The organism is Pseudomonas tumuqii, assembly GCF_013184545.1.
GTDB classification, from domain to species: Bacteria; Pseudomonadota; Gammaproteobacteria; order Pseudomonadales; family Pseudomonadaceae; genus Aquipseudomonas; species Aquipseudomonas tumuqii.
In genome coordinates, this window is the sequence record NZ_JAAOJA010000021.1 from 1 (window position 1) to 12,654 (window position 12,654).

10 protein-coding genes are annotated in these 12,654 nt (G+C 63.9%); 4 read left to right on the top strand and 6 right to left on the bottom strand.

Going from position 1 to position 12,654, the window contains the following annotated elements; translation table 11 throughout:
• Positions 1 to 120: 120 nt before the first annotated feature.
• A complete protein-coding gene (locus G9C89_RS23000) occupies positions 121 to 618 on the bottom strand; it encodes a metal-dependent hydrolase (RefSeq protein ID WP_172152662.1) in 498 nt (165 codons plus the stop codon).
• 117 nt (positions 619 to 735) lie between these two features.
• The gene (locus tag G9C89_RS23005; protein WP_172152664.1) at positions 736 to 1,167 is read right to left on the bottom strand and encodes a hypothetical protein; all 432 of its coding nucleotides are present in this window, start codon (positions 1,165 to 1,167) and stop codon (positions 736 to 738) included.
• A 566-nt stretch (positions 1,168 to 1,733) separates the two neighbouring features.
• On the opposite strand from G9C89_RS23005, the gene G9C89_RS23010 reads away from it, so the two are divergent.
• The gene (locus tag G9C89_RS23010; RefSeq protein WP_172152666.1) at positions 1,734 to 2,465 is read left to right on the top strand and encodes a substrate-binding periplasmic protein; all 732 of its coding nucleotides are present in this window, start codon (positions 1,734 to 1,736) and stop codon (positions 2,463 to 2,465) included.
• A 140-nt stretch (positions 2,466 to 2,605) separates the two neighbouring features.
• Here G9C89_RS23010 and G9C89_RS23015 read toward each other — a convergent pair whose 3' ends face one another.
• From G9C89_RS23015 to G9C89_RS23030, 4 genes are all read right to left on the bottom strand, one after another.
• On the bottom strand, positions 2,606 to 3,931 hold the full coding sequence (locus G9C89_RS23015; RefSeq protein WP_172152668.1) for a TldD/PmbA family protein: 1,326 nt from the start codon (positions 3,929 to 3,931) through the stop codon (positions 2,606 to 2,608).
• On the bottom strand, positions 3,931 to 5,373 hold the full coding sequence (locus tag G9C89_RS23020; RefSeq protein WP_172152670.1) for a TldD/PmbA family protein: 1,443 nt from the start codon (positions 5,371 to 5,373) through the stop codon (positions 3,931 to 3,933). Before G9C89_RS23020 ends, G9C89_RS23015 begins: the two co-directional genes overlap by 1 nt.
• Positions 5,374 to 5,714: 341 nt before the next feature.
• Positions 5,715 to 7,094, bottom strand: a complete 1,380-nt coding sequence (dbpA, locus tag G9C89_RS23025) for an ATP-dependent RNA helicase DbpA (protein ID WP_172152672.1) — start codon at positions 7,092 to 7,094, stop codon at positions 5,715 to 5,717.
• Positions 7,095 to 7,181: 87 nt separating this feature from the next.
• Positions 7,182 to 8,087 carry an acyltransferase gene (locus G9C89_RS23030; RefSeq protein ID WP_172152674.1) on the bottom strand — a complete coding sequence of 302 codons (906 nt, stop codon included), beginning with the start codon at positions 8,085 to 8,087 and terminating at the stop codon, positions 7,182 to 7,184.
• A 280-nt stretch (positions 8,088 to 8,367) separates the two neighbouring features.
• Here G9C89_RS23030 and G9C89_RS23035 point away from each other — a divergent pair, with 280 nt between their 5' ends.
• The 3 genes from G9C89_RS23035 (at position 8,368) to G9C89_RS23045 (ending at position 12,369) form a co-directional block, all read left to right on the top strand.
• Entirely contained in the window at positions 8,368 to 9,588 is a 1,221-nt protein-coding gene (locus G9C89_RS23035; RefSeq protein WP_172152676.1) for an HD-GYP domain-containing protein, read from the top strand.
• Between the two features lie 110 nt (positions 9,589 to 9,698).
• Complete coding sequence (gene rloA2, locus G9C89_RS23040) at positions 9,699 to 10,199, top strand: retropepsin-like aspartic peptidase RloA2 (RefSeq protein ID WP_172152678.1); 501 nt, start codon at positions 9,699 to 9,701, stop codon at positions 10,197 to 10,199.
• A 136-nt stretch (positions 10,200 to 10,335) separates the two neighbouring features.
• Positions 10,336 to 12,369, top strand: a complete 2,034-nt coding sequence (locus tag G9C89_RS23045; RefSeq protein ID WP_172152680.1) for a methyl-accepting chemotaxis protein — start codon at positions 10,336 to 10,338, stop codon at positions 12,367 to 12,369.
• Positions 12,370 to 12,654 lie beyond the last annotated feature (285 nt).

The following is a 12,654-nucleotide window of genomic DNA, read 5'->3' on the forward strand; positions in this document are numbered from 1 at the left end:
CAGAATGGCCAGGGCGATAAAGCCCAAAACAGGCCGGATATACGCATGCAACCGCGCTGACGACAGATGCAAAAGAAAGGCTTTACTCACTACTTGTGGGGAGAGTCCATATACGCATTCTTAGGGGGCGGGCTTGGAGCGCCATAAATAAATAGCCCAAGAAAATGCCAGTATTTCTAGGGCGAACGACCAATGCAAAATGAAGTTTAGCCACCAAGGTTTATACATAGCCTCAACGGTGAAAAGAGCATAGGGCTGATCTATTGCCGGAGCAAACCACCAGATGTCACCTACTATTGAGTCGAGCAACATGTGAATGAAACCGTTGATTGAAAAAATTAACGCGAGTGCTGCGCCTGATTTCTTGTATGCGAATCTGAACCAGATACTCGAGGCTGCAAGCATAGCAAGCCATAGGGCTGGATAGTGTGGCCAGTATGTGTGATGGTGGTTCTGTCTATTGTCAATTAAGTAAAAATAGAACATGTCGAGGTCTGGTGCGGTTGCGCCAAGCACTCCTACCAAGACAAAGAGTTTTGTTGGAACGCCTGTGTCTGCAAACTGCTTAAGCAGCAATTTCGCGGCAACATACCCTGCTGGTAAATGACCAATGAACATAAATACCCTAACGATTAAGCTAAGGGGCCGGCTTCGGCGGTCCCAATGAATGAAATGAGCGTCTTCAGCACTTTGTTAGCAGTGTGAATGTTCTGGATTGTAACGACGCAATGTTTTTCATCTGAATTTTCGTGTGGCTGCGAGAAGTATTAGAATAAATGATGATAACCACAAGTAGAACGCTGGACCGTAATTAGCGATATGTTCAGGTGTGCCGTCCTCGCTCCAGATATTTCTGTAAAGTAACGATGTTACTGCCAGCGCAAGAGCGATTTTGGCGGATGTGATGCAGGTAGGTTGATTATTTATATATAAAATTATTGTTGCAATAAATGCAGGATTTGCGTACCAAGCTACTGCGTAGTCAAAAATTCCCGCCCAGCCTAGTATCAAGATTTTCCATCCATAATATGGAGCATTTTTCTCTATCAAAGGATCGCCAGTGTAGTTATAAACAAACTCCGTATAAAGTGCCGGTAAAAACATGGATGTTAAATACACTGCTACTGCAGTGATCAGGATAAATGTATTTTTATGTGTGATTGGCATGACGGTGATCCACTAGCAGTAAATAGACGTAATTCTTTGTTATCGAATAACGAAGAGTTCTAGATAAGTCCACCCGCAAGCGAACGACGCCTTTCATAAAATCCTTAAAGATCAATCCATTACCTGTAATGGCAGTAAACAGTAGGTGATTGCATGGTCCCGTGATTTCACGTAACCGATACGCTGTGGATAAGCGCTGTCTGACCAGTTTCCCGTTGGCGTGCCGCGAAAACACTGCGCAACGCCGAACAGGGGCGTTATCGTGGGGCGCTGCTGTGGTAAGCCTGGGCCATTCGGGTGATGGGCAACGCATACCAAGCTCCCTTTGGTAACGGCGGGTGAGCAGGATGGCACCGGGCCAGCTAAGGTGTTTTGACCTTATAGCATTTGTCGTATAAGCAGCAATCCGTCTTTCTCCTGCCCTGTGTGCAGCCGGTATACCAGTTGATGGTTATCCCCGGCTCCGCCCCCGGGGTGGTTCAGTACGGCGATAACCAATAGGGCTGGCAGACCCGCCGGGCGGCGGGATGACCAGTCTGCAATCGTTGCCTTGTGGACAGCCCGTCATGAATGGATTGCGTGCGTTGTGCTTGTCGCTTGTGTTGCTGCCGCTGGGTGTGGCGGCCGATACCCTGCGTCTGGTGGCCGACCCCTGGCCGCCGTTCACTGACCAGACCCTGCTGAATAACGGGGTGGCGTCCGATCTGGTGAGCAGTGCGCTGGGCCGTGCCGGTTATGCCACGGAGTATGCGCAGGTGCCCTGGGAGCGAGCGGTGCGGGGCTTGCAGCGCAGCGACTACGATGTGCTGATCAATGCCTGGTACAGCGAGGAGCGCGCCAGCTACGGTTACTTTTCCGCGCCTTTTCTGCTCAATCGCATCCGCCTGCTGCGGCGCAAGGGCAGCGCCATCCAGTTCGAGCAACTGGCCGATCTGTATCCCCAGCGCATCGCGGTGGTGCGTGGCTATGCCTATTCCGCCGAGTTCAACAGTGACCCGCGGCTGCGCAAGGTGGGTGTCGGCAGTTTCGCCAGCGCCGCGCGCATGCTGCAGGCCAAGCGGGTCGAGTTGACCCTGGAGGACGAGTTCGTCGCCCGTTATCACCTGGCCCGCGAGTTGAGCGGCATCCGCGATGAGCTGGAGTTTCTGCCGCGGCCGTTGAGCGAGAACGGCCTGCATATCCTGATCCGCCGCAGCCATCCGCAGCATCAGGCGATCGCCGAGGCGTTCAACCGGGCCATCGCCGCCATGCGCGCCGATGGCAGTTATGCGGCGATTCTCCAGCAGCATGGGCTGTAGTGGGCTGTTGAAGACTCCCTGTTAAAGGGACTTGCCTGCTGCCTCTTGGTGAATCGCCAGCAAGCTGGTTCCTACAGGTTCGGCCACGCATCGGCGAGCAGGAGGGGTGGCCAGGGCAACGATTAGCGCGAGGCAGCAGGCTACAGCGTCAAAGTCAGGCGCCGGAGCAGGGCGCCGGGGAGCAAGGTCGAGCCGTTGTGGCGCTGCCGGTAGGTGCTGGTGGACAGGCTCAGCTCGCGCTCGCGGGTCAGGGCTTCGAGCTGGCTGCCGAGCAGGTCGTAGAGGCTGTCGTCGAAACGCATGCTGGCGAGTGGCGCCTGCAGCTTGCCGTCCTCGACCCAGAAGGTGGCGAAGCGGGTCATGCCGGTCAGGCGTGCGGCCGGGCGGTCGGAGTAGTTGAGGTACCAGAGGTTGCCGATGTACAGGCCGCTGCCGAGGCGGGCGAGGATCTCCTCCTGCTCCAGGCTGCCGGCGGCCATGGCCAGCGCTTGCGGGCTTTCCCAGGGGCTGGCGCCGTTGGCCGGCAGGCCGTATTCGGCGGCGCTGCGGGCGCTGACCAGTTGCTCGCCGGGCTGGCCGGCGCGGATCAGCTGCAGGTCGCGGCGCGGGTAGCCTTCGCTGGAGAAGGGCGGGGCCAGTGAGGCGCTGACCTGTTCCTGCAGGTGCAGCAACGGGCTGAGGCTGGCGGCGCCGGCGTGCAGGCGTTGCAGCGGGCTGTCCTTGTCGGCCAGGGCCTGGGCGGAGAAGCCGCCCCAGCCGAGCAGTTCGATGATTTCCTGCAGGGCGGCGGGCGCCAGGTAGGCGCGGTAGCGGCCGGGCGCCAGGGTGCGCAGCGGCCGGCCGAGGTAGGCCAGTTGTTCGCGCGCCAGCTGCATGCGCCGGGCGAAGGCCTCGGCCTGCCAGGTCTGGCCGGCGTACTGCGCCTTGACGGCCTGGCCGTTGGCGTGGAACAGGCTCCAGTCGAAGTTGAAGCTGCTCGCCTGGTGCCAGCCGAAGGCACCGCTGGAGCTGGCGAAGCCGCGGCTGAGCGGGCCGGCGGCGTAGAAGCCGACCAGATCCAGGCCGTGCGCGGCCTGGCCGATCTGCTCGACCACCGCGGCGCTGTCCGGCAGCGGCTGGAGTTGCAGCACCCGACTGTGCCAGGCCTCGCGGTTGAGCTGCAGGTAAGGATCGGCCGGCAGCAGCGGCAGGGTCTGGCGCAGCTGCGTCAGGGCGTCGGCCAGGCGCTGGCGGTCGACCTGCACCGCGCCGCCGAGGGTGACCTGCAACTCGGCATGGCGGCCGTCGCGGATCAGTTGCAGGGTCAGGCTGGCCTGCTGCACATGGCCGGCCTGGCGCACCTTGCCCTGGTTGAAGCGGATGAACTCGGAGGACTCGGCGCTGTAGCCGAGGCTGAATTCTTCGCCGGCGCCCAGGGCGCCGCGCAGCCATGCGGCCAGGGCTTCGAACTGGCTGAGGGGACTCATCAGGCTGCTCCGCCGAATACGTCGACCTGGCTGAATACGCAGGCCGGGGTGGCGTGGCCGACCCGCACCACCTGGTTCGGTTCGCCCTTGCCGCAGTGCGGGGTTCCGAGCACCTCGCGGGTGCTGGCGTCGCCGACGGCCGCGAGCGAGCGCCAGAACTGGCTGGAGATGCCGCGGTAGTTGGGGTTCTTGACCACGCCACGCAGTTGGCCGTGCTCGATCAGCTGGCCCCATTCGCAGCCGAACTGGAATTTGTTGCGCGCGTCGTCGATCGACCAGGAACGGTTGCTGGCCATCAGGATGCCGTGCTCGATGCCGCCGATCAGTTGCTGAAGATTCTGTTCGCCCGGTTCGATATTGAGGTTGGCCATGCGGTCGATCGGCGGACGGTTCCAGCTGCTGGCGCGGCTGCTGGCCACGCCCCCCAGGCCGCTGCGCCACTGCGACAGCGCCCCACCGAGGGGGCGCAGCAGCAGGCCGTCGCGGATCAGGTACTCGCGGCTGGCCGGGCTGCCGTCGTCGTCGTGGGCGTAGCTGGCCAGCTCCTCGGGGATGTGCGGGTCGAAGGTCACGTTGAGCAGGCTGGAGCCGTATTGCAGCTGGCCGAAGTCACCGGTCTTGACGAAGCTGGTGCCGGCGAAGTTGCGCTCGTCGCCGAGGATGCGGTCCAGCTCCAGCGGGTGGCCGATGGATTCGTGCAGTTGCAGGATCATCTGGTCCGGCATCAGCAACAGGTCGCGCGGGCCAGTCGGCGCATTGGGCGCCAGCAGCAGTTGCAGGGCCTGGTCGGCGACCTGCGGTGCGGCGCCGATCAGGCCCAGGCGCTCGATCACCCCGGCGCCGCCCTGCTGGCCGAGGTGGGCGCCGCCGAGGTTGCGGGTCTGGCTGTCCTGGCCGTCGTAGGCGGTGACGCTGAGGTGCGGATAGACGAAACGCTGGGCCTGGCGCAACTCGGCGCCGCTGTTGTTGAGGTAGAGCTGCTCGACCTGGGTCAGGTCGAGGGCGACCCGCCAATTGACCAGGCGCGGGTCGCTGGGTACGGCGGCGGACTCGGCGGCGAGCAACTGGTAGCAGGCGGCGAGCGAGGGGAAATCGTCCTCCAGGCCGGGCGAGCGATACTCGCCGCGTTCGCTGGAGGGCGCCAGTGCCTGCAGCTCGAGCAAGGCCTGCGGGGCGATCCGCCGGGCCAGCGCGGTAGCCCGCTGCAGCGCGGCCTGCAGGCCCTGGCGCGACAGGTCGCTGGTCGCCGCGTAGGCCTCGACCCCGGCGACTCGCACACTGAGCATCGCGCCCTGGTCACGGCTGAAGCGCGGCGGTTCGGCCACCAGCTTGCGCATCGCCAGGTGCTGGTGGTCTTCGCGCACATAGCGCAGCGACCAGTGCTCGGCGTCGCTGTGCAGGGCGGCGAAGTGCTGCTTGAGTGTGGCGAAGGCCTCGAACATATGGCGGCTCCTGTGTTGGGCACCCGCGCTAAGCGGGGCTGGAGGATGCCGGCGACAACCGACCGCAGGCATCATGATTGCCCAGGGACGGGGTATGCGACAAGCGGAGCGGTGGGGCAGCGGGTTACTGGATCAGGGAGCAACGGCAAGAGCATCGCCCCGAGGTCGGGCCTCCTACAGGTACGTGGGTATCGCCGGGCTCTTGTGGGAGGCGCGCCCCGCGGCGAATGCAGGCCGCAGGGCTGCTGCTTTGGGGCCGGGAGCAAAGGCAAGAGCAGCGCCCCGGGGTCGGGCCTCCTACAGGTGTGCGGGTATCGCCACGGCGTGGCGTGGCGAGTGCCTTACAGCGAGCGCACGCGCAGTGTGCGGCCTTTGATCTTGCCTTCGCTCAGGCGTTTCAGGGCCTGTTGGGCCATGCTGCGTTCGACTGCGACATAGGCCTGGAAGTCGAAGATGGCGATCTTGCCGACTTGGCTGCCGGGGATGCCGGCATCGCCGGTGAGGGCGCCGAGGATGTCGCCGGGGCGGACTTTGTCCTTGCGTCCGCCGCTGATGCACAGGGTGATCATCGGCGGTTGCAGGGGTTCGCCGGCCTTGGCCTTGAGGCTGTTCAGCGGGTGCCAGTTGAGCGGGCTCTTCTGCAGGGTCTCGATGGCCTGGGCGCGATGGCCTTCGGCTGGGGCGACCAGGCTCATGGCCATGCCTTTCTCGCCGGCGCGGCCGGTGCGACCGACGCGGTGGATGTGGATTTCCGAGTCGCGCGCCAGTTCGACGTTGATCACCATGTCCAGGGCGTCGATGTCCAGGCCGCGGGCGGCGACATCGGTGGCCACCAGTACCGACAGGCTGCGGTTGGCGAACATCGCCAGCACCTGGTCGCGGTCGCGTTGTTCCAGGTCGCCATTCAGCGCCGCGGCGGAAATGCCGTTGGCGGCGAGATGATCGACCACTTCCTGGCACTGCTGCTTGGTGAAGCAGAAGGCTACGCAGGATTCGGGACGGAAGCTGGCGAGCAGCTTGACCACCGCGTCCATGCGCTGCTCCGGGGCGATCTCGTAGAAACGCTGCTCGATCTGCGCGTCGTCGTGCATGGCCTCGGCCTTGACCTGCTGCGGGTTGCGCATGAAGGCCGCGGACAACTGCTTGATGCCGGCCGGGTAGGTGGCGGAGAACAGCAGGGTCTGCCGCTTGCTCGGGGTCTGGCCGATGATGTCGGCGATGCTGTCGTAGAAGCCCATGTCGAGCATGCGGTCGGCTTCGTCGAGCACCAGGGTGTTGAGGCCGTCGAGCTTCAGGGTGCCCTTGGCCAGGTGCTGCTGGATGCGTCCCGGGGTGCCGACGATGATCTGCGCGCCGTGCTCCAGCGAGCCGATCTGCGGGCCGAAAGGCACGCCGCCACACAGGGTCAGCACCTTGATGTTGTCGGCGCCGCGGGCCAGGCGGCGGATTTCCTTGGCCACCTGGTCGGCCAGTTCGCGGGTCGGGCACATGACCAGCGCCTGGCAGCCGAAGTAGCGCGGATTGAGCGGGTTGAGCAGGCCGATGCCGAAGGCGGCGGTCTTGCCGCTGCCGGTCTTGGCCTGGGCGATCAGGTCCATGCCCTTGAGCATCACCGGCAGGCTCTGCGCTTGAATCGGCGTCATCGCGGTGTAACCGAGCGACTCGAGGTTCGCCAGCATGGAGGCGGACAGCGGCAGTGAGGAGAAAGCGGTGTTGGTCACGGTTCAGGCCTGCAAATCGAAATGACGCGCAGTGTAGCAGGCGGCGACGCCGGCGTTACTGCTGGTGCGACCGGGGGCAGCGTCGCCTCAACCGCTCGCGGGGCCGTGCAGTTCGGCGCGCAGGGCGCCGATGCGCGCGTCCTTGGCTTGCCACAGGCGGCTGACCCAGCCCTGCAGGAAGTCGCGGAACTGTGCATCGTTCTGGTAATCACCCTGCCACAGCGCCGGGTCGAGGGCGTGGGTCTGGATATCGATGATGACTTTCGGCACCCGGCCGCAGAGCAGATCCCAGAAACCGGGGATCTGCTCGCTCGGGTAGACCAGGGTGACGTCCAGCAGCGCATCCAGTTGCTCGCCCAGCGCGGCGAGGACGAAGGCCACGCCGCCGGCCTTGGGCTTGAGCAGGTAGCGGTAGGGCGAGCCTTGCGCGGCGTGCTTGGCCGGGGTGAAACGGGTGCCCTCGAGGTAGTTGACCACGGTCACCGGCAGCTCCTTGAACTTCTCGCAGGCACGCCGGGTGATGGTCAGGTCTTCGCCTGCCCGCTCCGGGTGCCTGGTCAGGAACGCCTTGGAGTAGCGCTTCATGAACGGGTAATCCAGGGCCCAGAAGGCCAGGCCGAGCAACGGCACCCAGATCAGCTGGCGCTTGAGGAAGAACTTGAAATAGGGCGCCTTGCGGTTGAACGCCTGGATCAGGGCCGGGATATCCACCCAGGACTGGTGGTTGCTGATCACCAGGTAGGAGGTGTCCTGGCGCAGTTCGGCGCCGCCGCGGATGTCCCAGACGGTCGGCAGCAGGCCGGCGAAGATCAGCTTGTTCAGCTCGGCCCAAGTTTCCGCCACCCACATCACCCCGCGCGAACTGGCGGCCTTCAGGGCCTTGCCGGGCAGGAGGAACTTGCCCAGGGCGATCAGCAGCAGCGGGCCGATCAGGCTCAGGGTGTTGAGCAGCAACAGCAGGGTGACGCTCAGTCCGGTCAGCAGGTGGCGCATGGGTACTCCTTGTGGTGCGCGGGCAGCGGCCATGATAGGCAGGCATGGCCTGGGCTCCAAGCCGAGAACTTGCGGAAAACGCTCGCCTGCTGCGATGCCTCCAGACGTCCGCTGCGGAGTTGCGCTGCGAGCGCCCGGAGGCGGCCGCGTGGCGGCGCTCGGTATTTTCACGGCCGCTGAGCGCGTGGGTGGAGGAAAAATAGCCGAATGATGTCAGTATGCCACTGTCGTGGATGGCTTATGCTTAGCGGGTTCATTCATTGCCGTCATGGTCACCGCCGTGCTTAAGCGCATTTCCGTCACCGAGTTGCTCGAGGGTATGTACATCCATGAGCTGTGCGGTTCATGGATGGAGCATCCGTTCTGGAAGACTCGCTTTCTCCTGAGCAACCCCAAGGATCTGCAGCGCCTTCGCGACAGTGGCATCCGCGAGTTGTGGATCGACACCAGCAAGGGCCTGGATCTGCCGAGCGGGCAAACGGTCGAGCAGGTGGCGGAGGAAACCGCAGCGGTATTGCTCGCGGTCGTACCTGTGGTGCAAGGCAAGCGCGCCGCGCTGGAGGAGGAAGTCGCCCGTGCCGCCAAGCTCTGCGACAGCGCCAAGAAGGCGGTGATGCAGATGTTCGGCGATGCCCGCATGGGCCGGGCGATTGACGTCGCCCATGTGGCCGAATTGGTCGATGACATTGCCGCCTCGGCATTGCGCCAGCCACATGCCCTGATCAGCCTGGCCCGGCTCAAGCACGCCGACGAATACACCTATATGCATTCGGTCGCGGTCTGCGCGCTGATGATCGCCCTGGCGCGCCAACTCGACCTGGCCGAGGACGAGGTGCGCGAGGCGGGGATGGCCGGGTTGCTGCATGACATCGGCAAGATGCGCATTCCGTTGGCCCTGCTGAACAAGCCAAGCAAATTGAGCGACAGCGAGTTCGCCACCATGCGCCGCCATCCCAGGGAGGGCGTGCGGATTCTGCTCGACAGCCGCCAGGTCAGCGCGCTGGTGCTGGACGTGTGCCTGCATCATCACGAAAAGATTGACGGTAGCGGCTATCCACATCACCTGGCCGGTGAGCAGATCAGTCTGTTCGCCCGCATGGGCGCGGTCTGCGACGTGTATGACGCGATTACCTCGAACCGTCCGTACAAGGCTGGGTGGGGGCCGGCCGAGTCGATCCACAAGATGGCGGAGTGGAGCAAGGGGCATTTCGATGAGCGGGTGTTCCAGTCGTTTGTCCGGGCCGTCGGTATCTACCCGACCGGTTCGCTGGTGCGCCTGCAGAGCGGCCGCCTCGGTGTGGTGCTGGAGCAACACGCCACTTCGTTGCTGATGCCCAGGGTCAAGGTGTTCTTCTCGGCCCAGTCGAAAGCGCCGATTGCCGAGGAAATAGTCGACCTGGCCGAGTGGGTCGGTCGCGACAAGATCCTCAGCCGCGAGTCCGCCGCCGACTGGGGGTTTCGCCACCTGGATGAGTTGTGGACGGGCTTGCCCGCCAGATAACGGAGCGTTTTTTCACAAGCTCTGAGCGTAGCGCCGACCGACATCCGGTCGAACCATCCGCCGCCGAGCCGGTCGGAGTTCCTGACGTTTTTACGGAGCACTGACAGGTTATGAAGATTGTTGCTGCACTATTGGCCCTGGTCGCTTTGCCGGCGATGGCCAATCAACCGGCGCTCTACGGGCGCTACGAATACATCGAATTGCCGCAAGTCGGGCAAACCCTGAAAGCCAAGATGGACACCGGCGCGGTGACCGCCTCGCTGTCGGCCAAGGATATCGAGCAGTTCCAGCGCGACGGTGAGGATTGGGTGCGTTTCCGTCTGGCCACCGAGAATGCCGACGACACCCTGTTCGAGCAGCGCCTGACCCGCATCAGCGAAATCAAGAGCCGCGCCGAAGAGCAGGGATCGGCTAGCAGCCCGGCGCTGGCCAAGCGTCCGGTGGTCGATATGCAACTCTGCCTGGGTAACCAGCTGCGCACCGTCGAGGTCAACCTCACCGATCGCAGTCACTTCGATTATCCGTTGTTGATCGGCACCAGCGCCTTGCGTGATTTCGGCGTGGCGATCAATCCGGCGCAGCGCTACACCGCCAATCAGCCGCAGTGCTGAAACGTTATTGACCTATGCTGCAAGCAGCCGTCCGCGCTGCTTGCCTGACCTGAGAGTAGCCCGGCGTAATTCTTGCTAGATGACGTTCTTTGCCACACCTGCTGCCAGGTGTGAATGGACTCGTTGAGGTGTCGTTATGACTGGAGTACTCAAGCCGGGTGTGCGCGTATTGGAGCGTTTCAGCTTCGCGCGTAAATTTCAGCTGCTGTTTGTATTGTTCGTCCTTCCGCTGGGCTATGCGCTGTGGGTGATCACTAGCGATCACCTGGCCCGCCTGACGCTGATCGACCATGAGCTACAAGGCATGCACGGGGTGCAGGCGCTGGGTTCGGTGCAGCGTGAGGTGATCGCCCAGCGCACCTTGCTGGCGCGCTGGAAGGGCACCGATAAACCGGCCGAGGCGCTGCTGGAACAACGCGCGAGCGGTCTCGATCAGGCGCTGGAGCAGGCCGCGACGCAGCTGGCGAGTGCCCCGTCGAGCACTCAGGCACGTGAGCAATTGGCGGGGTTGCAAGCGCTGCGCGCCGAGCTGAGTGTGGCGGCGCTGGGCAAGATGGCGCTACCGGATGCCCTGGAGCGTTACCAAAAGACCCTGTTGCACCTGATGGCGCTGCGGGAGCAGGTGGCCACCGACAGCGGTTTGATCCTCGATCCGAACCTCGACACCTACCTGATGATGGAGCAGCTGACCTTCACCCTGCCACGTTTGCAGGAGCGCCTCGGCAGCTTCGCCAGCCAGGGTTATGGGGCGGTGTTCTCGGCGCATTTCACCCTGCAAAGCCGCGTCCTGATCCGCGATTTGCGCCGCAGCCTGGACGAGTCGCGCGGCCAGTTGGTCAAGGCGCGCGCCACCATTGGCCAGCAGACCGCGCAGGCGTCGATGGGCGATTTGCAGGCGTCATTCGTCGAGGCCGAGCAAGCTTTCGACACCTTTCTGCGCGAGATCGATCGCGACATGTTCGAGGCCAGCCCCATGGCCTTGAGTCCGCAACAGTTCATCGAGCGGGTAGACGCCTTGCAGGCGCAGTTGGCGGGTCTGCAGCAGGCGTTGTACCAGCAGTTCGCCCAGAGCCTGGGCGACTACCGCCAGCAGGCGCAGCGCGATATGTGGCAGGTGATCACCGTGTTCGGCGTACTGACCCTGTTGGCGCTCTACGTGCTGTTCTGCCTGAATGCCTCGATTCGGCGCAGCACCGCCGGCATCATCGAGGCCGCGCAGGGCCTGCGTGACGGCGACTTGCGCGTGCACATGCAAGTGCATGGCGCAGACGATCTGGCGAGCATCGCCACCGCGCTGAATGCCGCGGTCGCCCAGTTGCGCGGTTCGCTGCAGGGTGTCGATCAGGAAAGCCAGAGCCTCGACGGCACCGTGCAGTTGCTCAGCAGCCAGGCGCAGAGCGCGCTGACGGCGGTGGAGCAGCAGCAGGGGCAGATGAGCCAGATCGCCACCGCCGCCACGCAGATGGCCGCCACCGCGCAAAGCGTGGCGCAAAGCTGCGAGGAGGCCGCGGTGGAAGCCGGGCAGACCCGCGAGATCGCCAACCAGAGCAACCAGCGTAGCGTGCGCACCAGCGCCAGCATGCGTCAGCTCAGCAGCCGCCTGGGCGACAGCGCCTCGACCCTGCAGCAACTGCGCATGCAAACCGAGCAGATCACCCGGGTGGTCGATGTGATCAAGGGCATCGCCGAACAGACCAACCTGCTGGCGCTCAACGCCGCCATCGAGGCCGCGCGTGCCGGCGAGCAGGGTCGCGGCTTCGCCGTGGTCGCCGACGAGGTGCGTTCGCTGTCGCAACGCACGCAGAACTCCACCGCGGAAATCGCCCAGACCGTCGCCGACCTGCACCGGGTGGTCGGCCAGTCCGTCAGCCTGATGGAGGAGGCCGTGCGTCAGGCCGAGGGCGATGTCGGCAGCGTGCTGGCCATGGGCGAGGACCTGGCCGGGATCGTCGAGTCGGTGCAGCGGGTCAGCGACCGCCTGGCGCAGATCGCCACCGCCGCCGAACAGCAGGCCGCCACTGCGGACGAAGTCAGCGGCAATATCCAGCAGGTCGATCAGGGCGCCAGCGCCATGCTCGACGGCGCCCAGGCGGTGAGCGATGCCGCCGAGCAGCTGCGCCGCGGCAGCCAGATGCTGGCGCAGAATACCGGGCGCTTCCGGTTGGGTTGAAGGCCCGCTAAAGGGCTTTCGTAGGATGGGTCGGGCCGCGCAGGTTGAGCGCAGCGATACCCATGCTGTCGGGTTAGGCGCATGTCCGGATGTTACGGGTTACGCGGATATGAACGCGGCGTAACCCACCATTGCGCATGACATGCCATCGCGTTGGTGGGTTACGCGGCGCTCGGCTTGCGCGCAGGCCACAGGTCCAGTGGCTTGCGCCGCTAACCCACCCTTGTATCTCGACTATTGCATGCGCCATTCCCTGTACGGCTTGACGCTACGCCCGCCCTGTCG

Excerpts from the sequence above, each read along its gene's own strand:
- G9C89_RS23005 (WP_172152664.1), bottom strand. The coding sequence starts at position 1,167 with ATGCCAATCACACATAAAAATACATTTATCCTGATCACTGCAGTAGCA.
- rloA2 (WP_172152678.1), top strand. The coding sequence starts at position 9,699 with ATGAAGATTGTTGCTGCACTATTGGCCCTGGTCGCTTTGCCGGCGATG.
- G9C89_RS23015 (WP_172152668.1), bottom strand. The coding sequence starts at position 3,931 with ATGAGTCCCCTCAGCCAGTTCGAAGCCCTGGCCGCATGGCTGCGCGGC.
- G9C89_RS23020 (WP_172152670.1), bottom strand. The coding sequence starts at position 5,373 with ATGTTCGAGGCCTTCGCCACACTCAAGCAGCACTTCGCCGCCCTGCAC.
- G9C89_RS23030 (WP_172152674.1), bottom strand. The coding sequence starts at position 8,087 with ATGCGCCACCTGCTGACCGGACTGAGCGTCACCCTGCTGTTGCTGCTC.
- G9C89_RS23000 (WP_172152662.1), bottom strand. The coding sequence starts at position 618 with ATGTTCATTGGTCATTTACCAGCAGGGTATGTTGCCGCGAAATTGCTG.
- G9C89_RS23045 (WP_172152680.1), top strand. The coding sequence starts at position 10,336 with ATGACTGGAGTACTCAAGCCGGGTGTGCGCGTATTGGAGCGTTTCAGC.
- G9C89_RS23010 (WP_172152666.1), top strand. The coding sequence starts at position 1,734 with ATGAATGGATTGCGTGCGTTGTGCTTGTCGCTTGTGTTGCTGCCGCTG.